The sequence below is a fragment of the Nitrosomonadales bacterium genome (assembly GCA_016716325.1).
Taxonomy (GTDB): Bacteria; Pseudomonadota; Gammaproteobacteria; order Burkholderiales; family Gallionellaceae; genus Gallionella.
Genome location: JADJWO010000001.1, coordinates 1103394 through 1129190 on the forward strand (window position 1 = coordinate 1103394; position 25797 = coordinate 1129190).

Annotated in this window: 25 protein-coding genes and 1 tRNA gene; 8 read left to right on the forward strand and 18 right to left on the reverse strand. The window is 59.3% G+C overall.

Annotation, left to right across the window (positions count from 1 at the left end):
• Nucleotides 1-9 precede the first annotated feature (9 nt).
• From IPM27_05240 to IPM27_05280, 9 genes are all read right to left on the reverse strand, one after another.
• Nucleotides 10-198, reverse strand: a complete 189-nt coding sequence (locus tag IPM27_05240) for a hypothetical protein (protein ID MBK9160953.1) — start codon at nucleotides 196-198, stop codon at nucleotides 10-12.
• A complete protein-coding gene (mqo, locus tag IPM27_05245) occupies nucleotides 195-1691 on the reverse strand; it encodes a malate dehydrogenase (quinone) (GenBank protein ID MBK9160954.1) in 1497 nt (498 codons plus the stop codon). Before mqo ends, IPM27_05240 begins: the two co-directional genes overlap by 4 nt.
• Before the next feature lie 36 nt (nucleotides 1692-1727).
• Nucleotides 1728-5474 carry an ATP-dependent RNA helicase HrpA gene (hrpA, locus tag IPM27_05250; protein ID MBK9160955.1) on the reverse strand — a complete coding sequence of 1249 codons (3747 nt, stop codon included), beginning with the start codon at nucleotides 5472-5474 and terminating at the stop codon, nucleotides 1728-1730.
• Nucleotides 5475-5530: 56 nt separating this feature from the next.
• Nucleotides 5531-5607 (reverse strand) — tRNA-Ile (locus IPM27_05255).
• Between the two features lie 8 nt (nucleotides 5608-5615).
• On the reverse strand, nucleotides 5616-7547 hold the full coding sequence (rpoD, locus tag IPM27_05260; GenBank protein ID MBK9160956.1) for an RNA polymerase sigma factor RpoD: 1932 nt from the start codon (nucleotides 7545-7547) through the stop codon (nucleotides 5616-5618).
• A gap of 142 nt (nucleotides 7548-7689) precedes the next feature.
• Nucleotides 7690-9417: a DNA primase gene (locus tag IPM27_05265; protein MBK9160957.1), complete on the reverse strand. Its 1728-nt coding sequence runs from the start codon at nucleotides 9415-9417 to the stop codon at nucleotides 7690-7692.
• A 58-nt stretch (nucleotides 9418-9475) separates the two neighbouring features.
• Nucleotides 9476-9922, reverse strand: a complete 447-nt coding sequence (locus IPM27_05270) for a GatB/YqeY domain-containing protein (GenBank protein ID MBK9160958.1) — start codon at nucleotides 9920-9922, stop codon at nucleotides 9476-9478.
• A gap of 53 nt (nucleotides 9923-9975) precedes the next feature.
• On the reverse strand, nucleotides 9976-10188 hold the full coding sequence (locus IPM27_05275; protein ID MBK9160959.1) for a 30S ribosomal protein S21: 213 nt from the start codon (nucleotides 10186-10188) through the stop codon (nucleotides 9976-9978).
• 74 nt (nucleotides 10189-10262) lie between these two features.
• Nucleotides 10263-11465, reverse strand: coding sequence for a tyrosine--tRNA ligase (locus tag IPM27_05280; GenBank protein ID MBK9160960.1), 1203 nt, complete (start codon nucleotides 11463-11465; stop codon nucleotides 10263-10265).
• 211 nt (nucleotides 11466-11676) lie between these two features.
• Here IPM27_05280 and IPM27_05285 point away from each other — a divergent pair, with 211 nt between their 5' ends.
• Complete coding sequence (locus tag IPM27_05285) at nucleotides 11677-12978, forward strand: peptidoglycan DD-metalloendopeptidase family protein (GenBank protein ID MBK9160961.1); 1302 nt, start codon at nucleotides 11677-11679, stop codon at nucleotides 12976-12978.
• Nucleotides 12979-13013: 35 nt separating this feature from the next.
• The gene (locus IPM27_05290; protein ID MBK9160962.1) at nucleotides 13014-14087 is read left to right on the forward strand and encodes an anhydro-N-acetylmuramic acid kinase; all 1074 of its coding nucleotides are present in this window, start codon (nucleotides 13014-13016) and stop codon (nucleotides 14085-14087) included.
• A gap of 65 nt (nucleotides 14088-14152) precedes the next feature.
• Here the strand turns inward: IPM27_05290 and erpA are convergent, their stop codons facing one another.
• From erpA to rplM, 6 genes are all read right to left on the reverse strand, one after another.
• Entirely contained in the window at nucleotides 14153-14503 is a 351-nt protein-coding gene (gene erpA / locus IPM27_05295; GenBank protein ID MBK9160963.1) for an iron-sulfur cluster insertion protein ErpA, read from the reverse strand.
• Nucleotides 14504-14525: 22 nt separating this feature from the next.
• Nucleotides 14526-14933, reverse strand: coding sequence for a polymer-forming cytoskeletal protein (locus IPM27_05300; protein MBK9160964.1), 408 nt, complete (start codon nucleotides 14931-14933; stop codon nucleotides 14526-14528).
• 16 nt (nucleotides 14934-14949) lie between these two features.
• The gene (locus IPM27_05305) at nucleotides 14950-15600 is read right to left on the reverse strand and encodes a hypothetical protein (GenBank protein ID MBK9160965.1); all 651 of its coding nucleotides are present in this window, start codon (nucleotides 15598-15600) and stop codon (nucleotides 14950-14952) included.
• A gap of 86 nt (nucleotides 15601-15686) precedes the next feature.
• Entirely contained in the window at nucleotides 15687-16715 is a 1029-nt protein-coding gene (locus IPM27_05310) for an N-acetyl-gamma-glutamyl-phosphate reductase (GenBank protein ID MBK9160966.1), read from the reverse strand.
• Between the two features lie 93 nt (nucleotides 16716-16808).
• The gene (gene rpsI / locus IPM27_05315) at nucleotides 16809-17201 is read right to left on the reverse strand and encodes a 30S ribosomal protein S9 (GenBank protein ID MBK9160967.1); all 393 of its coding nucleotides are present in this window, start codon (nucleotides 17199-17201) and stop codon (nucleotides 16809-16811) included.
• Nucleotides 17202-17203: 2 nt separating this feature from the next.
• Nucleotides 17204-17641: a 50S ribosomal protein L13 gene (gene rplM / locus IPM27_05320; GenBank protein MBK9160968.1), complete on the reverse strand. Its 438-nt coding sequence runs from the start codon at nucleotides 17639-17641 to the stop codon at nucleotides 17204-17206.
• A gap of 204 nt (nucleotides 17642-17845) precedes the next feature.
• Here rplM and IPM27_05325 point away from each other — a divergent pair, with 204 nt between their 5' ends.
• Nucleotides 17846-18634 carry a YdcF family protein gene (locus IPM27_05325; protein MBK9160969.1) on the forward strand — a complete coding sequence of 263 codons (789 nt, stop codon included), beginning with the start codon at nucleotides 17846-17848 and terminating at the stop codon, nucleotides 18632-18634.
• Nucleotides 18631-19047, forward strand: coding sequence for an OsmC family protein (locus IPM27_05330; GenBank protein MBK9160970.1), 417 nt, complete (start codon nucleotides 18631-18633; stop codon nucleotides 19045-19047). Before IPM27_05325 ends, IPM27_05330 begins: the two co-directional genes overlap by 4 nt.
• Before the next feature lie 85 nt (nucleotides 19048-19132).
• Here the strand turns inward: IPM27_05330 and coq7 are convergent, their stop codons facing one another.
• Nucleotides 19133-19759 (reverse strand): 2-polyprenyl-3-methyl-6-methoxy-1,4-benzoquinone monooxygenase, encoded by a 627-nt coding sequence (gene coq7, locus IPM27_05335; protein MBK9160971.1) that lies wholly within the window; start codon nucleotides 19757-19759, stop codon nucleotides 19133-19135.
• A 20-nt stretch (nucleotides 19760-19779) separates the two neighbouring features.
• A complete protein-coding gene (trpC, locus tag IPM27_05340) occupies nucleotides 19780-20568 on the reverse strand; it encodes an indole-3-glycerol phosphate synthase TrpC (GenBank protein ID MBK9160972.1) in 789 nt (262 codons plus the stop codon).
• Nucleotides 20569-20660: 92 nt separating this feature from the next.
• Between trpC and IPM27_05345 the strand changes: the two genes are divergently transcribed.
• The 4 genes from IPM27_05345 to IPM27_05360 are packed head-to-tail and all read left to right on the forward strand — an operon-like array spanning nucleotide 20661 to nucleotide 24945.
• Nucleotides 20661-21920: a glutamate-5-semialdehyde dehydrogenase gene (locus tag IPM27_05345; GenBank protein ID MBK9160973.1), complete on the forward strand. Its 1260-nt coding sequence runs from the start codon at nucleotides 20661-20663 to the stop codon at nucleotides 21918-21920.
• A gap of 16 nt (nucleotides 21921-21936) precedes the next feature.
• Complete coding sequence (gene lpdA / locus IPM27_05350; protein ID MBK9160974.1) at nucleotides 21937-23718, forward strand: dihydrolipoyl dehydrogenase; 1782 nt, start codon at nucleotides 21937-21939, stop codon at nucleotides 23716-23718.
• A gap of 10 nt (nucleotides 23719-23728) precedes the next feature.
• Nucleotides 23729-24529, forward strand: coding sequence for a DUF4197 domain-containing protein (locus tag IPM27_05355; protein ID MBK9160975.1), 801 nt, complete (start codon nucleotides 23729-23731; stop codon nucleotides 24527-24529).
• A 23-nt stretch (nucleotides 24530-24552) separates the two neighbouring features.
• Nucleotides 24553-24945 (forward strand): DedA family protein, encoded by a 393-nt coding sequence (locus tag IPM27_05360; protein ID MBK9160976.1) that lies wholly within the window; start codon nucleotides 24553-24555, stop codon nucleotides 24943-24945.
• Nucleotides 24946-24976: 31 nt separating this feature from the next.
• Here the strand turns inward: IPM27_05360 and galU are convergent, their stop codons facing one another.
• Nucleotides 24977-25792 (reverse strand): UTP--glucose-1-phosphate uridylyltransferase GalU, encoded by an 816-nt coding sequence (gene galU, locus IPM27_05365; protein MBK9160977.1) that lies wholly within the window; start codon nucleotides 25790-25792, stop codon nucleotides 24977-24979.
• Nucleotides 25793-25797: the final 5 nt, after the last annotated feature.

A 25797-nucleotide genomic window follows, 5' to 3' on the forward strand; every position in this document is an offset into this window, starting at 1 on the left:
TTCATAGCGTTAAAACACGCGCTGATTATAGTCCAGCGGATGGCAGCCATCGGTTGCCATCCAGAAGATTTCTCGGAAAATCCCGCTCAGCCGCACCTGGCAGCAGTGGTTTCTGATGCCTGCCGCCTCATGCATCCCGAAGCCGTTGCGCCCGACGAATCCGGGAAGCAGTCCGGCCCGCCGGGAACCTTCGCTCAAGGCTCGGTCGTACGTTCCAGCTTCAGGGCATGCAGTGTGCGCTTGCGCACCTCGTGCAACAACGCCACATTCGCGTCCAGCGACTCCCCATACGAAGGGATCATTTCTTTCATCTTGTTTTTCCAGCCGGCTGTCTTCATGCGCGACCTGAAACAGCGCTCCATGACCTCGATCATCGCCTGCACCGAAGTCGATGCACCGGGTGAAGCGCCCAGCAAGGTTGCCAGCGTGCCATCTTTCGAGGCCACGATCTCGGTACCGAACTCCAGTTTGCCGCCCTTATGGTGGCAATCCTTGATGATCTGCACGCGTTTCCCGGCGGCGGCAAGCTCCCATTGGCTCTCGTCGGCATCCGCATAGAACTCGCGCAGACTCGCCATGCGATCCTTGTGTGACTTGAGCGCCTCGCCCATCAGGTAGCGTGTGAGATCAATGTTGTCGCGCGCCACCGACAGCATGGGCTTGAGGTTGGCCGTCTTGAACGAAGAGAACAGATCGAACAGCGAACCCTGCTTGAGAAAACGGGTGGTGATGCCGGCGAAAGGTCCGAAGATCAGCACCGACTCGCCGCCGATGATGCGCGCATCCAGATGCGGCACCGACATCGGTGGCGCTCCCACTGCCGCCCGACCGTAGACCTTGGAGTGATGCTGGTGCACGACCTTGGGATCATGGCAGATCAGCCAATGGCCGCTGACCGGGAACCCGCCATAACCTTTTCCCTCCGGAATGCCGGACTTCTGTAGCAGCGGCAACGCGCCCCCGCCCGCACCAAGAAACACGAAACCGGCATCAATGGTGCGCACCTTGTCAGTGTGGTTATCCTTCACCCGTACATGCCAGCGTCCGTCGGCATGTTGCTTCATGCTCACCACCGTGTGACTCATCTTCAGCTCGAAGTTCTCCAGCTTAAGCAGCGACTTCACCAGTTTGCGCGTCAGGAAACCGAAGTCGATGTCCGTGCCAAGCTTCACCTGAGTCGCCGCCACCGGCTGTTTCGCATCGCGCCCCTGCATCACCAGCGGCATCCACTCGCGCAACACTGCAGGGTCTTCGCTGTACTCCATCTCTTCGAACAAATGGTGCTTGTGCAAGGCCTGGTAGCGCGCGCGCAGGAAAGCCACATCCTTCTCGCCGGTGACAAAGCTCTGATGCCTCACCGGATTGATGAACTTCTCGGGCGTTGGCAGCAGGCCTTGCTCGACCAGATAGGACCAGAACTGCAGCGAGATCTCGAACGCCGCATTGATCTGCAGCGCGCGGTCTATATTCACGCTACCGTCGGCCAGTTGCGGCGTATAGTTCAGCTCGCAATAGCCGGCATGGCCCGTGCCCGCATTGTGCAGCGCATGCGAGCTCTCGTTCGCCACCCTGGTGTGCTGCTCCACCATCAATATCTTCAGCGAAGGATCAAGCTGCGCGAGCAGCTTGCCCAGTGTCGCACTCATCACGCCCGCTCCGACCAGCAGTACATCTACTTTCTTGTTCGACATCTTCAGACCTTCCGGCACCCGTGACAGGCGCGCATTCTACCCGTTCAGGCTATCCAATACCTTCTGCAGACGTTTCGCCGATACGATCACCGGCGTCTTCAATTCCTGGGCGAACAGCGACACGCGCAGTTCCTGCAACATCCAGCCGAAGTCCTCCAACCTTTCGTCGCGCGTGCCTTGCCGGGCTTGCAGGCGGCGTTGCCATTGCTGCTGCAAGGGCAGCAACTGGGCCAGATTCGTAGCGTCGCGTGCTGGGTTGCCGCGCAGCTTCTCCAGCCGCACGTTGATGGCCTTCAGATAGCGTGGCATGTGCTGCATACGCTCGTAAGGGGTATGGGCGATCCAGCCTTTTCCGAGCAGGCTTTCCAGTTGCTGACGGATATCCTGCTGCGCTTGGGCATGCGCCTTGAAGCCGGGCAATGCTTTCTGCAATGCCTGATGTTCGGCGAGCACCGTGTTAACCAGGCGCGCGATCTCCTGCCCCACCAGATTGAGGCGAGACTTGCCATCCTTGCAGCGTGCATTGAAGGTCTTCTCACTGTCCGGCAGCGGATCGTTCAGACAGCAGCGATCGAAGGTCACGTTGAGGATCTGCTGCTGCAAATCCTGCTGGCTGCCGAAGGGCAGGAACAGCATCGCCATCTTCTGCAGGTCCGGCAGGTTCTTCTCCAGAAACTTCACCTGCTCCTTCAGCGCCAGCATGAACAGGCGGCGCAATCCGGCACGATGCACGGCCTGCGCTTCGTCCGCAGTATCGAAGGCTTGCAGCGTCACGGCATCGCCCTCGTCGTGCAGCGCGTTGAACACCGTCACCTGCTGACCGGCACGCGGCACTTGCGCGGTCTCGGCGAAATCGCCGAAGGTCCAGGATGTGTAGCGTTCCTTGTTGGTCGTGACTGCAGCCTGCGCCTGCTTCACCGGCGCGCTGGCGGCCAGCGTCACCTTGGGTGCCCATTCCCCGCGCAGTTGCAGGAAGTTGCGCCCCATGCCCAACTGCCGTCCGTGTTCATCTATCACTCGGAAGTTCATCAGCAGATGCGGCGGCAGTTGTTCCAGACGGAAGGCGTCCAGCGGCACATCGACCTGTTTCTGCTCGCGCATGTATTTCGCGATGGCCTGCAACAGCGAGACATCGTTCGGTTTCACTGCGACACAGAAGGCGGCGGCGAACTCCGGCACCGGTACGCAATGGCGGCGCAATCTCTGCGGCAGCGACTTCAGCAGTTGCGCCACCTTCTCCGCCAGGATGCCCGGCACCAGCCATTCGCAGCGCGCGGCTTGCACCTGGTTGATGAGCGCCTGCGGCACGGTCAGCGTCACGCCGTCGTCGTTCTTGCCCGGCGCGAAGTTGTAGGCCAGCGCATAGCTCACATTGTTCATCTGCAACTGCGGCGGAAAATGTTCGGTGGTGATGCCGGCCGCCTCGTGCCGCATCAGGTCGTCCTTCTTCAGGTACAGCAGTTTGGGATTCTCGCGCTCGGCCTCCTTGCGCCACTTCTCGAAATCCGCACCGTTATGCATACCGGCCGGGATACGCGCATCGTAGAAAGCGAAGATGAGTTCGTCATCTACCAGCACATCTGGACGGCGAGACTTGTGTTCCAGCGCTTCGATGTCGGCGATCAGTTTCTGGTTGTGCGCGAAGAACGGCGCCTGGGTGTTGAACTCGCCTTCCACCAGCGCGGTGCGGACGAACACGGCGCGCGATTCCTTGGGGTCCATCGGGCCGTAATGCACGCGCTTCTTCGGATTGATGAGCAGGCCGAACAGCGTGCTGCGTTCCCAGGCCGCGACCTGCGCAGCTTTCTTCTCCCAGTGCGGGTCGAAGTAACTGCGCTTGACCAAGTGTGCGCCGACCTCTTCCAGCCACTCCGGCTCGATGCGCGCCACACAGCGCGCATACAAGCGTGTGGTCTCCATCAGTTCCGCCGCCAGCACCCACTTCGCGCCCTTTTTCGCCAGCACCGAATTCGAAGCGATAAAGAACTTCGTCTCTCTTGCGCCAAGGTAATACGGCTCGTTCACCGCACGCGTGCCGATGCTGCCGATCAGCCCGGTGAGCAATGCCTTGTGGATCTGCTCATAGCTTGCAGGCTGTTCGTTGAAGCGTACGTTCATCTCTGCGAGCTGTGCATGCAGCTGCTGGTGCAGCTCATGCCATTCGCGCAGGCGTAGCGGAGACAGGAAATGGTCGCGACACTCGGTCGCCCATTGCTTGTTGCTCTTCTTGTGTTTGACCGCGTTCTGGAACCATGCCCACAACTTGAGGTAGGCGAGGAAGTCCGAACGCTCGTCGTTGAAGCGCTGGTGCGCGGCATCCGCCGCCTCGCGCCGTTCCGCGGGGCGGTCGCGCGGATCTTGCAAGGATAAAGCGCTGGCGATGATGACGATCTCGGTCAGACACTGGTACTGCTTGCCGGCCAACAACAGGCGCGCGATCTTGGGGTCGAGCGGAAGTTTCGCCAACTCATGACCCAGCTTGGTGAGTCGTCGCAGCTCGTCGATTGCATTCAGTTCATGCAGCAACTGGTACCCGTCGGCGATGGCGCGCGAACCCGGCGGTTCGATGAAGGGAAACTCGACCACATCGCCCAGTCCCAGCGCACTCATGCGCAGGATGACGGTAGCCAGCGAGACGCGGAATATCTCGGGATCGGTGAACTCGGCGCGTTGCGTGAACTCCTCCTCGCCATACAGGCGGATGCAGATACCGCTCATGACGCGGCCGCAGCGTCCGGCGCGCTGATTGGCTGCCGCACGCGAGATCTTCTCGATATGCAGTTGCTCCACCTTCTGGCGGATGCTGTAGCGGTTGATGCGCGCCACGCCGGTGTCGATCACGTAGCCGATATTGGGCACGGTCAGCGAGGTCTCGGCGACGTTGGTCGCCAGCACCACACGGCGCATCCCGGAAGCCGGTTTGAACACCCTGTCCTGCTCGGTTGTCGACAGCCGGGCAAACAGCGGCAATATTTCGACCCCCTTGGGACGCTGCTTGCGCAGCGCCTCGGCCGTGTCGCGTATCTCGCGCTCACCGGGCAGGAATACCAGTACATCGCCCTTGAGCCCTCCCACTGCAAGTTCGTCCAGCGCTGAACCCACCGCCTGCGGCACATTCTGGGTGTCTCCTTCCTCATCCTGTTGCGGCGGGCGGTAGCGCACCTCGACCGGATAGCTGCGCCCGGACACCTCGACAACCTGTGCACCGAAGTGCTTCGCAAAACGGTCTGCATCCAGCGTCGCCGAGGTGATGATGAGTTTCAGCTCGGGACGGCGCGGCAGCAATTGTTTCAGGTAGCCCAGCAGGAAATCGATGTTCAGCGAACGCTCGTGCGCTTCATCGACAATGATGGTGTCGTAACCGCGTAGCAGCGGATCGCTGTGTATTTCTGCAAGCAGGATGCCATCGGTCATCAGCTTGATGCTGGTATCGGCCGACACCCTGTCGTTGAAACGCACCTTGTAACCGACCGCACCGCCCAGTTCGGTCTTGAGCTCGTGCGCGATGCGCGAAGCCACCGAACGTGCTGCGACACGGCGCGGCTGGGTGTGACCAATGCAACCCTTCACACCGCGCCCCAACGCCAGGCAGATCTTCGGCAATTGCGTGGTCTTGCCCGAGCCGGTCTCGCCGCACACGATCACCACCTGATGTTCGCCGATCGCGCGTGCCAGATCCTCGCGCCGCGCCACGACCGGCAGGTCGGCAGGAAACTCGATTACAGGCAACGATTCGAGGCGAGCCTTGCGGCGCAATGCACTCTCTGACAACTTGGTAATCACGGCACAGAACGCCTCATCAAGAAAAAAGGGATTGGCTATTGCGCCAATCCCCTGAGTGGTGGGTCGTCGCGGACTTGAACCGCGGACCAAAGGATTATGAGTCCTCTGCTCTAACCAACTGAGCTAACGACCCGTAAACGATCAACCTTCGCTATCGAGGAAGCTCTTGAGCCGCTCCGAACGGGACGGGTGGCGAAGCTTGCGCAATGCCTTGGCCTCGATCTGACGGATACGTTCACGCGTCACGTCGAACTGTTTGCCCACTTCTTCCAGGGTATGGTCGGTATTCATCTCGATGCCGAAGCGCATACGCAACACTTTGGCTTCGCGCTGCGTCAGGCTGTCCAGAATGTCTGCCGTTGCATTACGCAGCCCTTCGTAAACCGCGGCATCGACCGGCACGGTGGTGTTGGAATCCTCGATGAAGTCCCCCAGATGCGAATCGTCATCGTCGCCCACCGGCGTTTCCATCGAGATCGGTTCCTTGGCGATCTTGAGGATCTTGTGGATTTTATCTTCGGGCATCTCCATTTTGATGGCCAGCGTCGCCACATCCGGTTCCAGACCGGTTTCCTGCATGATCTGGCGCGAGATGCGATTCATCTTGTTGATGGTTTCGATCATGTGTACCGGAATACGGATGGTGCGCGCCTGGTCGGCGATCGAACGGGTGATCGCTTGGCGGATCCACCATGTCGCATAAGTCGAGAACTTGTAACCGCGGCGGTATTCGAACTTGTCCACCGCCTTCATCAGGCCGATGTTGCCTTCCTGGATCAGGTCGAGGAACTGCAGGCCGCGATTGGTGTATTTCTTGGCGATGGAGATCACCAGACGCAGGTTGGCCTCGATCATGTCGCGTTTCGCGCGGCGTGCCTTGGCTTCGCCGTTGGTCATCTGCTTGTTGATCTCTTTCAGATCCCTGATCGGAATGCCGACGCGTTGCTCCAATGCAAGCAACTGCTGCTGCTGCTCCACGATAGCGTGCTGGAAGCGATCCAGCGCCTCGACATAGGATTTCTTGGTCTTCAGCTCCTGCGCGACCCATTGCAAATTATCTTCATTGCCGGGGAAGGTCTTGATGAAGTGGGCGCGCGGCATCTTGCACTTGACCACGCACATATCCTGGATGCTGCGCTCACTACGGCGCACCTCCTCAACCAGGCTGCGCATGGTGTCGCACAATGCATCCACCTGCTTGGCCGAGAAACGGAAATTCATCAGTTCTTCTGAAATCGCCGCCTGGAACTTGTCGTACTGCTTGCTGCGGTAACCGTATTTCTCGTAAGCCTTGCCCATTTTGGTGAACAGGCCGGCGATCACTTCGAAGCGCGCCAGCGCATCAGCCTTCAGCTGCGCCAGATTGGCTGCGGCTGCGGCTGCCGTAGCTTCTTCGTCTTCCTCTTCGCCGACGTCGTCATCAGACTCTTCGTCTTCCTCCTCGTCATCGCTTTCATCTTCCCCGATGGTCGCCTCGTCTTCGGCATCCACAAAACCATCGATCAATTCATCGACACGCATCTGGTCGCTTTCGATCTTCGCCGCCAACGTAAGGATCTCGGCTATCGTGGCCGGGCACGCGGAAATTGCCTGGATCATGTGCTTCAGGCCTTCCTCGATCCGCTTGGCGATCTCGATCTCTTTTTCGCGGGTAAGCAACTCGACCGTACCCATTTCACGCATGTACATACGCACCGGGTCAGTGGTACGCCCGAACTCGGAATCCACCGTAGACAGCGCGGCTTCAGCCTCTTCGGCGGCATCCTCATCCGCAGCGGCCGGCGTAGCATCTGTCATGATCAGCGTTTCGGCGTCCGGTGCGACATCGCAGACCTTGATGCCCATGTCGTTAATCATGCTTGCCACGCCCTCGATCTGCTCGACCTCGAGCATATCCGGCAGATGATCGTTGATCTCCGCATAGGTCAGGTAGCCGCGCTCCTTGCCCAGCATGATCAGGGCCTTCAGGCGAGTACGCCGGGCCTCCATGTCCTGAGTTTGGTCAACGACCGGCTGTTCGACCACGACCGCCGGTTTCTTGTCCTGTTTTTTCTTGTCCTTGAGCTTTGTCATAATTCTTATTCCCGATTGCGCCGACTGCCGACCGAAGTTATTGTAAAGCCGTCGAAAAGCGGCGGATTATACCCGATTCACCCAACACTTTCTCCATCCTCATGAAAAGACCCGGAATTCCCGTTCGCCAGAACTTGAAAGTCTAATTCCGCTGAAGCAGCTTCATATATTCTTCACGTTCTGCCACGCTCATATCCTGCACGCTCCGGTTTGCAAATCGGCTCTCCAATGCTTGGCGCTGTTGCGGCTTGCCGCTTTCCTGGATTTTTTTCAATGCATCCGAAAACCATTTGTCCACATCAAACTCGTCACCCCATTCCAGCACCAGAACCTGTTCCGAGACCAGCAGCTTCTCATGTGGAGTCCCCTCGAAGAACTGCATCAGCGCCGAACCGCTCAGGGCAAATTCCGACTCTCTGGATATCGCCAATATTGCCGATATCACTTCAGCCTCAGATCCATCGCCTTGCCAATCGGCAGGCATCTGCGCGACGAGTTCGGGTTTGGCGATCAGGCATTGCAACAATATCCGTTGCGACGACAACTGCGCCCGGTCAGCCTTCTGGATGGCAGCGCGAGCCGGACGGGCGACCGGTCTGACCTCATACAACGCCTCCAGTTCCGCCTGACTCACGCCGGCCAGCACTGCAACCTCCTTGCGCAACAACAACGCCGCAACGGGCGCAGTGATCGCCGTCAGCAACGGCTTGGCGCGCTGCAACAACTGGTTGCGCCCTTCCTGGGTATGCAGATCCAACCCCTCGCCAATCTGGCGCAACAGGTAGGTCGACAGCGGCATCGCTTCCTGCACGCGCTGCTCGAAAGATTCCTTGCCGAATTCGCGGATGAAACTGTCCGGATCATGCTCGACCGGCAGGAACAGGAAGCTGATACGCTTGCCGTCCTGCAGATAGGGCAGCGCATTCTCCAGAGCGCGCCATGCCGCCTTCTGCCCCGCTTTGTCGCCGTCGAAGCAGAACACGATATGTTCGGTCAGGCGCAACAGCTTTTGCACATGGTAGGGCGTAGTGGCGGTACCCAGTGTTGCGACCGCATACTCCACACCATGCTGCGCCAACGCCACCACATCCATGTAGCCTTCCACCACCAGCACGCGCTGCCCGGCACGGATCGCCTTCTGCGCCTGGAACAGCCCGTACAGTTCGCGCCCTTTCTCGAACAGTTGCGTTTCCGGCGAATTGAGGTATTTGGGCTCGCCCGTGTCCAGCACGCGCCCGCCGAAGCCGATCACTTGCCCGCGCACGTTGATAATGGGGAACATGACACGGTCGCGGAAGCGATCGTAACGCTTGCCATCGTCACCACTGATTACCAGACCGGTCTCATTCAGCGTATCGTTCTGATAGTCAGGGAAGGCACCAGCAAGGTTCTGCCATCCGTCCGGCGCGTAACCGATACCAAAGCGCGCGGCCACTTCGCCCGATAGTCCCCGCCGCTTGAGGTAATCGATCGCGCGCGGAGACTGCTTGAGCTGTTCGCGGTAATAACGCGTCGCCGTCTGCATCACCTCATACAGATCGGGCGCGATTTTCCGGGAGGCTTCGCCTGCGGGGGTACGTTCGCGCGGCACTTCCAGGCCGACGCCGCGCGCCAGTTCCTCGACCGCCTCGACGAAGCCAAGGCCGACGTGTTCCATCACGAACCCGATTGCCGTGCCATGCGCGCCGCAACCGAAACAGTGGTAGAACTGTTTGGCCTGACTTACCGTGAACGAAGGGGATTTCTCATTGTGGAACGGGCAGCAGGCAACGTAATTGGCGCCAGCTTTCTTGAGCGGGAGGTAGCGCTCGATCACATCCACGATATCGAGGCGATTGAGCAGATCCTGAATGAAACTTTTTGGAATCACAAGCCAACACCGCCTTTATCACCGCACGGCAATCAGCCGCGGGATGGTTGAATCGGGATTACTTGGAAAGCTGCACTTTAATCAATGCAGAGACTTTGCCCATGTCGGCCCGCCCGGCCAGCTTGGGTTTCAACGAGCCCATGACCTTGCCCATATCCTGCATGCCGGCGGCACCGGTAGATGCAATCGCATCGGCAATGGCGGCGATAATCTCAGATTCGCTGAACTGTTGCGGCATGTATGCCTGCAATACGGAAACTTCAAATTTCTCGGCGTCCGCCAGATCCTGACGGCCGGCCGCCTCATACTGACTGATGGAATCGCGGCGCTGCTTCAACATCTTTTCGATGATGGAGACCACATCCGCATCTGTCAGCTCAATGCGCTCGTCCACTTCGCGTTGTTTCATCGCGGCCAGCAAAAGACGAATCGCCCCGAGGCGCGCCGTCTCTCTGGCGCGCATCGCGGCTTTCATGTCATCGCTGATCTGTTGCTTCAGGCTCATCGAAAAACAAACGCCGCAACCTCAACGGATTGCGGCGTCAGTCATGGAAGCGATCAATACAGCTTGGGAGGCAGCGTCTGGCTGCGCAGGCGCTTGTAATGGCGCTTCACGGCAGCAGCCAGCTTGCGCTTGCGTTCTGCGGTGGGCTTTTCGTAAAACTCGCGGGCACGCAACTCGGTCAACAGGCCGGTCTTTTCCACGGAACGCTTGAAGCGGCGCATCGCCACTTCGAACGGCTCATTCTCTTTTACACGTACGGTTGTCATCGACAAACTACCTTTTACCAAAAAATTGAGGGCGCGATTCTACAAAACAACGGGTTATTACACAACCTCTAAATTCACCTGACCGTGACCCGCCCGAACTTGCGCTTGCCGACCTGAGCCACCACGACTGCCCCCACCTTGACCTGCAAGGCTTTGTCGCTGACCTTCTCGCCATCAAGTTTGACGCCGCCCTGATCAATCATGCGGTTCGCTTCGGAAGTACTGGCGACCAACCCGGCCTGTTTGAGGAGCTGGGCGATGCCGATGTGACCATCCGTACCGGAGACTGCGATTTCAGGCATGTCGTCCGGTAGCACCCCCTTCCGGAAGCGGGCTTCAAACTCGGCCAGCGCGTCTTCCGCCGCCCTCTGACTGTGGAAGCGAGCGACGATTTCCTGTCCGAACAGCACCTTGATGTCGCGCGGGTTGCGCCCGCCCGCCACCTCTTCTTTCCATTTGGCGATGGTCGCCAGGCTTTCGAAGGAGAGCAGTTCGAGGTAGCGCCACATCAACTCGTCGGAAACCGACATGATCTTGCCGAACATATCCTGCGGAGCGTCGGTCACACCGATATAGTTGCCGAGCGACTTGGACATCTTGTTGACGCCATCCAGCCCCTCCAGCAATGGCATGGTAAGCACACATTGCGCGGGCTGGCCGAAATGCCGCTGCAATTCGCGTCCCATCAGCAGGTTGAACTTCTGGTCGGTACCGCCCAGCTCAAGGTCGGCCTTGAGCGCGACGGAATCGTAACCCTGCACCAGCGGATAGAGGAATTCATGGATGGCGATCGGCTGGCTGGTGCGATAGCGCTTGCCGAAATCGTCGCGTTCCAGCATCTGCGCTACGGTGTGAGTTGCGGCCAGCCTGATCAGGTCGACCGCGCTGAACTTGTCCATCCACACAGAGTTGAACACGATCTCGGTCTTGTCCGGATCCAGTACCTTGAACACCTGATCCTTGTAACTCTGTGCATTGGCGAGCACCTGCTCGCGCGACAGCGGTGGTCGGGTGGCATTCTTCCCGGTCGGGTCGCCAATCATGCCGGTAAAGTCCCCGATCAGGAACAGCGCGTGGTGCCCCAAATCCTGCAGCTGTCGCATTTTGTTGAGCAGCACGGTATGTCCGAGGTGCAAATCCGGGGCGGTAGGATCAAAACCGGCCTTGACGCGCAGTGGACGACCAAGCGCAAGCTTTTGTTTCAATTCTTCCTCCAGCAGGAGCTCTTGGGCTCCACGCTTGATCAGTGACATTGCATCCTGCAGTTTCGTTTCCATCAAATCCACCATCGAAATAAATCCGGCAATCACGAGATTGCCGTTCGTTCCTGATTCATTACCGTTCGTCGGCCATGCTTCGCCGCTCGATTTTCCCGCCCTCCATCCATCAGACCGGTTTTGAGGTCGTACCCCTTTCTGGTAAAGTGCGCACCCATTGAAAATGCTGTGCGTTGCCAGACAATACCAGAAGCGCCCCAAGGAGCCGCGAATGTTAACCCAAAACCTGATCAGCCAAGAACGCAAAATGAAATTGCGCTGGTTCGTCACCTTATCCACCATGCCATTGCTGGGCGTGGTCACGGCCTTCGGCCTGGTACCGCAAAATGAGCTCAACCTGACTTCGAGCAAGATATCCATCGAAGAGATCGCTCTCCCCAAGGTGACCCCGTTGCTGGCCGACACAGCCACGAGTTTCTGGCGTAACGAACGTGTGCAACGCGGCGATACCGTGGTCGATCTGCTGCGCCGCTTGAATATCGAAGACGATGCCGCCAGCGCATACCTGCGCAACGCGGCGGAAGCCGGGCCTTTCCGCATACTGCCTGCCGGAGCCGAAGTGCAAGCCGAGACCAACGCATCCGGTGGACTGATTGCGTTGCGTTTTCTGGGTGACGACGCCGCGCAAATGGTAGTCGAAAGGCAGGGCGAAGAATTCCGGACGCGTACACTGCCGGCACAACTGGAAAAACGTCTGTTCGTGCGTACCGGTGAGATCCAGACCAATCTGTATGCGGCCACCGATGCCGCCGGGATGCCGGATGCCGCATCCCAGCAATTGACCGAGATTTTCAGCGGCGATATCGATTTCCACCACGATCTGAGACGCGGCGACAGATTCACCGTGATATACGAAATGAGCTACAGCAACGGCGCACTGGTAAGCCCCGGGCGTATCCAGGCAGCCGAGTTCGTCAATCAGGGTCAGGTCTACCGCGCCGTGTATTTCCAGACGGACGCGCACCACGGCGATTACTACACCCCGGAAGGCAAGAGCGTGCGCAAGACTTTCCTGCGCTCCCCCATCGAATTTTCGCGCGTCAGTTCCGGTTTCAGTCTGTCGCGCCGCCATCCGGTGCTGAACAAGGTCCGTGCGCATAAGGGCGTGGATTTCGCCGCCCCGATCGGCACCCGCGTCAAGGTGACATCCGATGGCGTGGTTTCCTATATCGGCAACCAGAACGGTTATGGCAAAGTCATCATGGTCAACCATCCGGGCCGCCATACCACCGTCTACGGTCACTTGTCCCGTTATGCCAAGGGGTTGCATCGCGGCCAACGCGTCGCACAGGGTGACGTGATCGGTCATGTCGGCATGACCGGCCTTTCCAGTGGCCCGCACTTGCACTACGAACTCAAGATCGATGGCGTACAACGCGACCCGTTGCGTGTTGCCTTGCCCGATGCCCATCCGATCGACAGCGTTCACAAAGTCGCATTCCAGTCCGTATCGGACAAATTCGTGACGCAGTTGAACCTGTTGCGCAACACCAACCTCGCAATGCTCGATTAAGCGTTGCCGTGCAGGAACGCGGCCTCTATATCGGATTGATGTCCGGCACCAGCCTGGATGGCGTCGATGCCGTCCTGGTTGAATTGGGCCAGCGCAGCCCCCGGCTACTCGCCAAGCACTACCAGCCGTTTGATGCCGCTCTGAAAGACGCCCTGCTGTCCTTGCACCAAACCGGACACAATGAATTGCATCAGGCGCAACTGGCCGGCAATCTGCTGGCACAGCTTTACGCACAGTGCATCCCGCCATTATTGGCGCAAGCCCTTGTCACTGCGGATCAGGTAACTGCCATCGGCTGCCATGGACAGACCATCCGCCACTGTCCGGAGCAGGGTTACACCCTGCAGATCGGCAATGCCGCCCTGCTGGTCGAACTGACCGGCATCACTGTCGTCAGCGATTTTCGCAGCCGTGATATTGCCGCAGGAGGGCAGGGGGCGCCGCTGGTTCCCGCATTCCATAGCCATGTATTGCGCGATCCCGACAGGCATCGCGTCATCGTCAACATCGGGGGCATCAGCAACCTGACGGATCTTCCACCGAACGGCGCCACCTCCGGTTTCGACTGCGGGCCCGGCAACCTGTTGATGGATGCCTGGTGCATGCGGCATACCGGCAAACCGTTCGACGACCATGGCGGATGGGCGGCATCGGGGAGCCCGTTGCCGATGTTGCTGGATCGTTTGTTACAGGAGCCGTTCTTCTCGCTGGCGCCGCCCAAAAGCAGCGGGCGTGATCTTTTCAACCTGTCGTGGCTGCAAAACAAGCTTAGGGGAAACGAAGCTGCTGCGGACGTACAGGCCACATTGCTGGAACTGACCTGCCTGTCGATTGCGCAAGCCATCCGGCAATACTGCAACGGCGCATCCGAGGTTTATCTGTGTGGCGGCGGAGTCCATAACCAGACATTGCACAAGCGTCTTGCCGCCATGCTGGCCGACTGCACCGTGGACTCCATCAATGACCTGGGGATGGATGCCGACTATCTGGAAGCTGTCGCCTTTGCCTGGCTGGCACAACAAACGCTGCAGGGCAAGCCTGCCAACCTGCCATTGGTTACCGGCGCGGCGCATCCGTGCATTCTGGGTGCCATCTACCTTAGCCACTGACTGGCAGTCTCAAAAGCACACGGGGCGCAACGAGCGCCCCGCGTCACATAATCAAACCGCGCGGATCAAACCGAAAAGGAGGAACCGCAACCGCAGGTTGTGGTGGCGTTCGGATTCTTGATGACAAACTGCGAACCCTCCAGACCTTCCTGATAATCGATCTCTGCGCCGACCAGATACTGGAAGCTCATCGGGTCGATCAGCAGCTGCACGCCATTCTTGTCCAACACCGTGTCGTCCTCGTTCGTCACTTCGTCAAAAGTAAAGCCGTACTGGAAGCCGGAACATCCGCCACCACTGACGAAGACACGCAGTTTGAGATCGGCATTACCCTCTTCCTCGATCAACTGCTTCACCTTGTTGGCGGCGCTGTCGGTAAACAATAGCGGGTCCTGAGTTTCGGTTATTGCATTCATGGGGTTATCTCCTCGATATCGGTTATTCTGCACTGCTTAATTTGAACGCCACCACCTTATCCTGCGTGGCGGCATCACCATGCAACAGGCGACCTTCAATGATCGCACCCAACTGGATCTCCAGCGTCTTGTAATGCACGTCGCCTGTGACCCTTGCCTTGCCTTGCAGTTCCAGATATTCGCTGGCAATCACCGAGCCACTGATCGAGCCATTGACGACCAGATGGGTAACATTCACTTCGCCATTTACGCACGCATGCTCACTCAGGACCAGCGTACTCGGTTTATCCTGGACTGCAACGACATTGCCGTTCACCTGCCCGTCGATACGCATACCCCCACTGAAACTCAGGTCGCCATCAATGACCGTCCCAGCCCCGATCAATGAATCGATCCGGTTCTGCGGTTTGCTGTGTTTCTTGCTGAACATCGCTTGCTCCTTAAGCTTATGGAAGGGTCACGCTCTGCCGTACTCTCGGCTCGCTCGCTCCTTGCTCGAACACCCGTACCTGAACTGCCTCCAACTGCGCTGCGGGAGGCAGCTGGAAGCTTTGCTCAATGCGTTGATAATACTTGAAACTGAGCTGGAATTGTTCATTCCCCGACTCGTCCTGCGGGAATACATAGGTAGTCCGCGCTCCATTTTCCAGCACAGTGGCAACCACTTGATAGCTGCCAGCGAATATCCTGGCGCGCTTTCCGCTTTGCACCAGCAGCGCATGCAGGTGATACTCGCCCGGCATGCTATCCCGATCGAGTCTCACACGATGAATTCCCAATTCACCTTCCTTGCCGCGTACCGCAGTAAGGTTCTGGAAGAACGCCAGATCTTCCTGAAGATGGCCGTTCTCGTCCGTCATCACCTTCAATTGCCTGGTCGCTTCCCGGTTGCTGGCCTGCTCGATCTGGATTTGCCGCTCATATTGCGCGATCTGGTCGCGCAAATGCACATTCTCGTCACCCAGTTTGGCGACACGATCGCGCAACTGCTCGAGTTCCTGTTGCGCCTGTCCGCGATTGAACCCTGCCAACTCAAGTCCGCTACCGTAGGCCCACCATGCCAAGCCGAAGGACGCCAGCACAAAGGGCACGGTCATGCTCCATCGCAAATACCACGGGATATGCGCCTGCACCGACAGCTTCGGTGCGGAAATACCGAACCTGCGACTAACGCGTCGCCACATTATGGTAACAAAGGCACATTATTCAGCGCCGTCTCCTCTGGAAATCCGAACAGGATGTTCATGTTTTGCACGGCCTGGCCCGCCGCCCCCTTGACCAGGTTGTCGATCACGGACAACACCACGACCGTATCGCCGCCCTGCGGCCTGTGCACTGCGATGCGGCAGCAATTCGCGCCGCGCACGGAACGTGTCTCGGGCATGCTGCCTGCCGGCATCACGTCGACGAAAGGCTCGCCCGCATAACGCTGCTCAAACAGCGCCTGCAGATCCACGTCGCGCGTCAACTTGCCATATAACGTGGCATGGATGCCGCGTATCATCGGCGTCAGGTGCGGCACGAACGTCAGGCCGACTTCCTTGCCGGCCATTCTTTGCAAACCCTGCCTGATCTCCGGCAGATGGCGGTGCCCCGGCACTCCGTAGGCTTTGAAGTTATCGGATGCTTCCGGGAATAACGTGTGGACTTCCGCCTTGCGACCGGCTCCGGAAACACCCGATTTGGCATCCGCGATCAGGCTATCTTCCTCGATCACGCCCGCCTCCAGCAACGGCATGAACCCCAGTTGCACGGCCGTCGGATAACAGCCCGGGTTGGCGACCAGCCGCGCCTGCCCGATCTGCTCCCGGTTCACTTCCGGCAAGCCGTACACCGCCTCTGCGACCAGCTCCGGGCACGCATGCGTCATGCCATACCACTTTTCCCACTCGGCGATATCCTGGATGCGGAAATCGGCAGCAAGGTCGATCACCTTCACGCCCGCATCAAGCAGGGCAGGCACCTGCTGCATCGCAATGCCGTTCGGCGTGGCGAAGAACACCAGGTCGCACTGCTCGAGATGCGCCTGATCAGGGTGACTGAATGGCAGGTCAACGTGACCGCGCAAGCTGGAATACATCTGGCTGACCGGCGTACCCGCATCGGCACGCGAAGTGATTACACGCAACTCCGCCTGCGGATGCGCCGCCAACAGGCGCAACAACTCCACTCCCGTATAACCCGTACCACCGACTATGCCAACTTTGATCATTTCGAACATTCCTCAATAACACGTCGCATCATACAACAAACCCCAATGCAAAAGCCGCCCAAGGGCGGCTTTTGCGATACATCCGAACAGCTTTTAACGCTTGGAGAACTGCTTGCGGCGACGCGCCTTGCGCAGACCGACCTTCTTGCGCTCGACCTCGCGAGCATCGCGAGTCACCAAGCCTGCCTGTTTCAGCGCAGGCTTGAATTCTGCGTTGTAATCGATCAGGGCGCGGGTGATGCCATGACGCACCGCACCGGCCTGTCCCGCTTCACCGCCACCAATGACGTTCACCATGATATCGAACTTGGTCAGCGTATCGGTCAGCGTCAGCGGCTGGCGCACGATCATGCGGCCCGTTTCACGGGAGAAGAACACATCCACCGGCTTGTCGTTGACGGTGATATCGCCCTTGCCCGGCTTGATAAACACGCGGGCCACCGCGCTCTTGCGACGGCCGGTTCCATAGTTATAAGTCACGCTCATGATTAAGCCTTCAACAGATTGACGGGTTTGGGTTGCTGCGCTTCATGCGGATGCGTCGCACCCCCATATACTTTCATCTTGTTCAGCATCGCATAGCCCAGCGGGCCCTTGGGCAACATGCCCTTGACTGCCTTCTCCAGAACGCGACCGGGATGGCGCGCCTGCAATTTGGCAAAATTGGTGGTGTACAAACCGCCCGGATAGGTCGTATGACGATGGTACAGCTTGGCTTCCGTCTTATTGCCAGTCACGCGCAGTTTGTCTGCATTGACCACGACGACATAGTCACCGGTATCGACGTGCGGGGTATAGATCGCCTTATGCTTGCCACGCAGGCGCGCAGCAATCTGCGCGGCCAGACGGCCCAGCACTTGATCGGCTGCATCGACCAGAAGCCAGTCGTGCTGGACTTCATGGGACTTGGCGGAAAATGTTTTCATAGCCACTATTCCTAAAGATTCAATCGGTAAACGTCAAAGGGCGCGCATTCTATTGCAGGCTGCACGCCAGTGTCAAACGCTATTTTGGAAGAGTTGCCGCGCGACTGGCCGTGACCCTAACAGGCATCGCACACCGGCAGAATTATGGGACGAGCAAGAAATCTGTGTAAGATTGCGTCCGCATCCAGTCCACGAAATACAACCATGTCCTGGTATATCACCAACCTTATCGCCGCCCTCCTGTTGCCACCCCTCAGCCTGCTGCTGTTATTCGCATCGGGAATTTACCTGCTCTACCGCCGCCACAAGTTCGCCAAACCGCTGTTGCTGGCCACGTTCGCCCTGTTCTGGATCACTGCCACGCCCTATTTCTCTGATAGCGCCCTGCACTTGCTGGAAGCGCAGACTGCCCCCCTGGATGATGGCCGCCAGAAGGCCGGCGCGATCGTGATACTCGGCGGCGGTACATATTTCCACGCTCCCGAATATAACAATCAGGACACCATCAGTGAAACCGCGCTGGTTCGTCTGCGCTATGGTGCAAGGCTGCAGCGCAAGACCGGCAAACCGATCCTGGTAACCGGCGGCAGGCCGCTCGGCAACAGCGCTTCCGAAGCACGGCAAATGCGCCTTGTCCTGGAGCAGGACTTCCAGGTGCCGGTACGCTGGACGGAAGACGCCTCGGACAACACCCTGGAAAATGCGCGCTATTCGTTCCGGACCCTGCAACAAGACGGCATCGGAAAAGTCTACCTGGTCACGCACGCCTGGCACATGCCACGCGCGGCGGATGCTTTCCGGCGCGCGGGATTCGAGGTCGTCGAAGCGCCGACCGCCTTCACCACGCGTTACCGCACCGATCTGCTTGCATTCCTGCCTCGCGCCGAAGCCGCAAAGAATTCCAGGATTTTCGTCCACGAATTAATCGGTTCGCTCTGGTATCGGTTAAAGTTCATGCTTTCCAACAGCAAGACGAACGAGGGAACAACATGAAAGCGCGCGTCAAATGGGTAGAACAGGTATCTTTTCTGGGCGAAACCGAAAGCAACCATGCCGTCCTGATGGACGGCTCACCGGCCGTCGGCGGGCGCAATCTCGGGCCGCGTCCGATGGAAATGCTGCTGCTCGGCGCGGGCGGCTGCACCAGCTTCGACGTGGTATCAATCCTGAAGAAGAGCCGTCAGGCCATATCGGACTGTTATGTCGAGATTGACGCGGAACGCGCCGAAACCGACCCCAAGGTATTCACGAAGATCCACATGCATTTCGTGGTAAAGGGCAAGAATATCAAGCCCGAGGCTGTCGAAAAGGCGATTAAGCTGTCTGCGGAAAAATACTGCTCAGCCTCCATCATGCTCGGTGCGACTGCCAGCGTGACGCACGATTTCGAGGTGGTGCAGGAATAGGGGACGGAGAGTGGCGAGCGGGAAGTGGGGCGCACCTACGGCGCTCAGTAACACCCCGACTCACTACTTCCTGCTTACCGGAAACTTAAATCCGGTAGGCGGCTTGCGTCAGTATCCTGGATGTGGCGCGCATCGCCAACCTGACCGGCGCGGGCAATTCCGCCCCGCCCATCTGTTTTGCCATCTCCGAATGACTGGTCTCATCCTCGTACATCTGCCGTACGACGGCGCGGCTTTTTGCGTCCTGTGGAGGCAATTTTTCCAGATGGCTTTGCAGATGCCCGCCAACCTGATGCTCGGTCTCGGCAAGGAAACCCAGATTCCACTTGTCGCCCAGCAACCCGGCAAACGCCCCCAGTGCCAGTGAACCGGTATACCAGAGCGGATTGAGCATGCTCAGATGACCGCCCAGCTCATGCACGCGCCGCGAAGTCCACGCCAGATGCTCGGTCTCCTCCTGCGCGGCTTGCTGCAGTTTCTGCTGCACAGCCGGGTCACGTGCCGTCAGGCCCTGGCCCTGGTATAACGCCTGAGCGCAAATTTCGCCGCTATGGTTGATGCGCATCAGTCCGACAGCGTGCTTCTTTTCGGCGTCATCCATCGGCACATCCGGCAGATTCGCATCCGGGTGCGGACGCACGCTGTGCGCCTGACTGAATAAGGTACGCAACCCCTTGTCGAATTCGACGATCAAACGATCAGGACTGAACATGACACCTCCCGCAATGAAAATCAGGCAAACACCCTGGCCAATTCTACACCCGGATCATTCGCACGCATGAACGCCTCACCCACCAGGAACGCATTCACCCGATGGCTTTGCATCAGGCTCACATCCTGTCGGTCATGAATACCGCTCTCGGTCACGACCACCCTGTCTTCTGGAATATGCGGCAACAGGTCCAGCGTGTTTTGCAGACTGACCTCGAAAGTGCGCAGGTTGCGGTTATTGATGCCGACCAGCGGCGTCTTGAGATGCAGCGCCACCTTCAGTTCGTCGCCATCATGCACTTCCACCAGCACCGCCATGCCGAGCTTGTGCGCCAGGGCCTCGAATGTCTTCATCTGACCCAGGGTCAAGGCGGAGGCGATCAGCAGGATGGCGTCCGCCCCCATCGCCCTTGCCTGGTATATCTGGTATTCGCTGACGATAAAGTCCTTGCGCAATACCGGCAGGTCACAGGCGGCTCGCGCCTGCTGCAGGTATTCCGCACTCCCCTGGAAGAACTGCTCGTCGGTCAGCACCGACAGGCAGGTGGCACCATGCTGCTCATAGCTGGCCGCAATCGTATCCGGATGAAAATCAGGACGAATAACCCCTTTGCTTGGACTGGCCTTTTTGATCTCCGCAATCACTGCGGGCTGCCCGGACGCGATCCTGCCGCGAATGGCAGCGACGAAATCGCGGACAGGCCCCGCCTGCTCCGCTTCCGCGCGTATTGTCGGCAGCGGCTTGGCCGACAGGGCCGCAGAGACTTCCTGTGCTTTCACCGCGAGAATCTTTTTCAATATATCGGACATGCCGCACCCTTCCGGTTCGAGGCACGCATTCTACCCGATGCGGAGTGCTAAAATGCGCACCACTCTCAACCTGACATAGATCCTGGAAAAGCATGGATAACATCAAGGAATACATGAAGGGCGTGGGCCAATCTGCACGCGCAGCATCACGCGTGATGGCGATGGCCGACACCAACGCCAAGAACCGCGCGCTGGAGAACATCGCCACGGCCATCGAGCTCAACAGCAGCAAGCTCATCGCCGCGAATCGCAAAGATGTCGACGATGCGAAGAAGAGCGGCCTTGATGCCGCCTCCATCGACCGCCTCACCCTCACCGAAAAGACCATCAAGGGAATGGCCGAAGGCCTGCGCCAGATCGCCGCCCTGCCCGATCCGATCGGCGAGATCGACGACCTCAAATTCCGCCCTTCCGGCATCCAGGTCGGCCGGATGCGCGTACCACTGGGCGTCATCGGCATCATCTACGAATCGCGCCCGAACGTGACGGCGGACGCGGCCGGCCTGTGCCTGAAGTCCGGCAACGCCTGCATCCTGCGCGGCGGCTCCGAGGCCATCCATTCCAACCAGGCCATCGCGGCCTGCGTGCATCAGGGGCTGCGCGAAGCCGGACTGCCCGAGACTGCGGTGCAGGTGGTGAACACCACCGACCGCGCCGCCGTGGGCGAACTCATCACCATGAAGGACTATGTGGATGTCATCGTGCCGCGCGGCGGCAAGAGCCTGATCGAGCGCATCAGCAACGAGGCGCGCATCCCCGTCATCAAGCATCTGGATGGCATCTGCCACGTGTATATCGACGACGAGGCCGACCTAAAGAAAGCCATCCGCATCGCCGACAATGCGAAGACGCACCGTTACGGCGTGTGCAACGCGATGGAGACCCTGCTGGTGAATGCGAATGTTGCGGCGAAGGTATTGCCCGAACTATGCAAAACCTATCTGGACAAAGGCGTTGAGCTTCGCGGCGATGATGCCTCGCGCAAACTCGTTGCACAGATGAAGACCGCCACCGAGGAAGACTGGCACACCGAATACCTCGCGCCCATCCTCGCGGTGCGCGTGGTGGCGAACGTCGATGAGGCTATTGCGCACATCAACACCTACGGCTCGCAGCATACCGACAGCATCGTCACCGAGAACTACAGCAAGGCGATGCGCTTCCTGCGCGAGGTGGATTCGTCCAGCGTGATGGTGAACGCCTCGACGCGCTTCGCCGACGGCTTCGAATACGGACTGGGCGCGGAGATCGGCATCTCCACCGACAAGATCCATGCGCGCGGGCCGGTCGGACTGGAAGGACTGACCTCGCAGAAATTCATCGTGCTCGGCAACGGGCAAATCAGAATCTAACCAGAGAGAAAACAATATGAGCACTATCGAGATCAAGGTTCCCGACATCGGCGACTTCAAGGGCGTGGCCGTCATCGAGATTGCCGTCAAAGCGGGCGACACTGTCGAAGCCGAACAGGCGCTGATCACGCTGGAGACCGACAAAGCCACGATGGATGTACCTTCGCCTGTCGCAGGCGCAGTAAAAGAACTGAAGGTGAAAGTCGGCGACAAGGTATCCGAAGGCTCGGTGATTCTGTTGCTGGAAACAGTGCAGGATTCAGGATCAAGGATTCAGGATTCAGGATCAAGGATTCAGGATTCAGTAAAACCTGCTGCCGCATCAGCGCCCACTGCCCCCGCCCCCGAATCCCGAATCCCGAATCCCGCATCCTCGATCAAAGGCGATCTCCATGCCGAAGTGGTGGTACTCGGTGCCGGCCCCGGCGGCTACACCGCGGCATTCCGCGCGGCCGACCTCGGCAAGCAGGTGGTGCTGATCGAGAAGCACGCGACACTCGGCGGCGTCTGCCTGAACGTGGGTTGCATCCCGTCCAAGGCGCTGCTGCATGTAGCCAAGGTCATCAACGAGGCGGAAGAGGTATCGCACCATGGCGTGACCTTCGCCAAGCCGAAGATCGACATCGATGCGATCCGCGGCTGGAAAGAAAGTGTGATCGGCAAGCTCACCGGCGGTCTCGCCGGACTGGCCAAGCAGCGCAAGGTGCAAGTGGTGCGCGGTCTGGCGAAATTCACCTCGCCCAACAGTCTTGAAGTGGAGACCGCGGAAGGCAAGAAGGTCGTCTCCTTCGACCACTGCATCGTGGCCGCCGGCTCCAGCGTGGCGCGCATCCCCGGCTTCCCGTATGACGACCCGCGCATCATCGACTCCACCGGCGCATTGGCATTGAAGGATGTGCCCAAGCGCATGCTGGTCATCGGCGGCGGCATCATCGGTCTGGAGATGGCGACCGTGTATGAGGCGCTCGGCGCGAAGATCTCGGTGGTCGAGCTGATGGACCAGCTCATGCCGGGCGCGGACAAGGACATGGTCAAGCCGCTGCATACGCGCATCGCCAAGCGCTACGAGGCCATCATGCTGAAGACCAAAGTCACCAGGATCGAAGCCGAGAAGAAAGGCCTGAAGGTCACCTTTGAAGGCGCTCAGGCACCGGCCGAGCCTCAGTTCTACGACAAGGTGCTGATGGCGGTCGGCCGCCGTCCGAACGGCCGCGAGATCAACGCCGAAGCGGCAGGCCTCGTCGTGAACGAGCGCGGCTTCATCCCGGTCGACAAGCAGCAGCGCACCAACGTGCCGCACATCTACGCCATCGGTGACATCGTGGGTGACCCGATGCTGGCGCACAAGGCGGTGCACGAAGGCAAAGTGGCGGCCGAGAACATCGCCGGGCACAAAGCCTTCTTCGAGCCGTTGACCATCCCGTCCGTGGCCTACACCGATCCGGAAGTGGCCTGGATGGGGCTCACCGAGACCGAGGCGAAAGCGCAGGGCATCGCCTATGAGAAAGGATCATTCCCCTGGGCTGCTTCCGGCCGCGCGCTATCCATCGCACGCGAAGAAGGTTCGACCAAGGTATTGCTAGATCCGAAGAGCCGCCGCATCCTCGGCATGGGCATCGTCGGCGTGAACGCGGGCGAACTGATCGCCGAAGCGGTGCTGGCGCTGGAGATGGGCGCGGACATGGAAGACATCGGGCTCACCATCCACCCGCACCCGACACTGTCCGAGACCTTGTGCTTTGCCGCAGAGATGGCGGAAGGCACCATCACCGACCTGATGCCGCCCCGTAAAAAATAAGGAGATGAAAATGAAGCTGGCTCACCTGACATTGATTTCTCTCATGCTGCTGGTCAACTCCGCTCAAGCGCTTGATCTGGGTGGCTTGAAAGACAAACTCGGCACACTGGCTCAACCTGCTGCCCCGGCAGCGACCCAGCCCGCTCCTGCCGCAACCCCGACCGCCCCCGCCGCGACCAACGCCTCTGCGCTGGCCGGTTTCAGCAACAAGGATCAGGTCGGCAGCCTGAAGCAGGCACTCACACAGGGCGCCGAGACCGCGGTGAAGAACCTTGCCAGGGAGAACGGTTATCTCGGCAACGACAAGGTGCGCATCCCGTTACCGGAAAGCATGCAGAAGGTCGACGGACTGCTGCGCCAGTTCGGCATGGGGCGATATGCCGATGACCTGATCACCTCGATGAACCGCGCCGCCGAGGCCGCCGTTCCGGAAGCGAAAGTGCTGCTGGTCGGCGCTGTAAAGAAGATGACCGTGGAAGATGCCAAGGGCATCCTGACCGGCGGGAACGATGCCGCCACGCAATATTTCCGCAAGAACACCGAGACCGCGCTGGCCGGCAAGTTCAAGCCCATCGTGAACAAGTCGATGCAGAAGGTAAAGCTGGCCGAAAAGTATGACCAGTTCGCCGGCAAGGGCGCGCAGTTCGGCCTGATCGACGAGAAGGACGCCAAGCTGGATGACTACATCACGCGCAAGGCGCTGGACGGCCTGTTCCTGATGATGGCCGAACAGGAAAAGGCCATCCGCGCGAACCCGCTGCAAGCCACCGGCTCATTGGCCAAGAAGGTTTTTTCGGCAATCAAGTTCTGACCACCCCGGCTGGCGCATTCATCATGACCGAATCCGCCAGCCTGTTCGCGCTGTTCTCCAGCAGCTTCCTCGCCGCCACGCTGCTACCCGGCGGATCGGAAGCCGTCCTGTTCCTCGTCCTGAGGGAAAATCCCGGAATCATCGCTTGGGCGCTGGCCGTCGCCACGCTCGGCAACACGCTGGGCGGCATGGTCAGCTTCGGCATGGGCTGGCTGCTTCCGCAGACGCAACAGCTCAAACACGTGGGAAAAATGCGCCGTTACGGCACGCCCGCACTGTTGCTGGCATGGGTGCCGCTGATCGGCGACGCGTTATGCCTTGCCGCCGGATGGCTGCGTCTCAATCCGTGGCAGGCCGCGCTGTTCATGGCGGTTGGCAAGTTCGCGCGTTACTGGCTGATCACGCTGGCAGCCTGATCGCAACGCACCCCGCCTTCGCGTCCGGATTTCAGAAACGCTGAAAAAAGAAATTGGTCGCCTCGACGAATCCCTCGATGCTGCCGCAGTCGAACCGCCGGCCATGGAAACGGTACGCGATCACCTTCCCGTTGGCAGCCTGCGTCTGCAATGCATCGGTAAGCTGCACCTCTCCGTTCTTGCCGGGCGGCGTGTTGCGCAGGATATCGAAGATGTCCGGCGTCAGGATATAGCGGCCGATGACGGCCAGATTGGACGGCGCGTCCTCAGGCGCGGGCTTTTCCACCATGCGGTCGACCCTCACCAGTTCATCGTCGAGGCGCTCACCGCTGACGATGCCGTATTTGTCCACCTCATCGGTCGGCACCTCTTCCACCGCAACCACGCTGCACTGGTATTTCTCGTATACGCGCACCATCTGTGCCATCACATTGTCGGGCTCCCCTACACACAGGTCGTCGGCCAGGATCACGCCAAAGGGCTTGTCGCCGATCAGCGTCTCGCCGGTCAGGATGGCATCCCCCAGACCGCGCATGTGGTTCTGCCGCGTGTAGGAAAAGGTGCATTGATCGATCAGTTCGCGGACGCATTCCAGCTGGCTTTCCTTGCTGGTGCCGCTGATCTTGTCCTCCAGTTCATAGGTGATGTCGAAATGATCCTCGATCGCGCGCTTGTTGCGCCCGGTGACGATGGCGATGTTCTTCATCCCGGCCTCGAGCGCCTCTTCCACCCCATACTGGATCAACGGCTTGGTCAGGATGGGCAACATCTCCTTGGGCTGCGCCTTGGTCGCGGGCAGGAAGCGGGTGCCGTATCCGGCAACGGGGAAAAGGCATTTGGTAATCATTTACA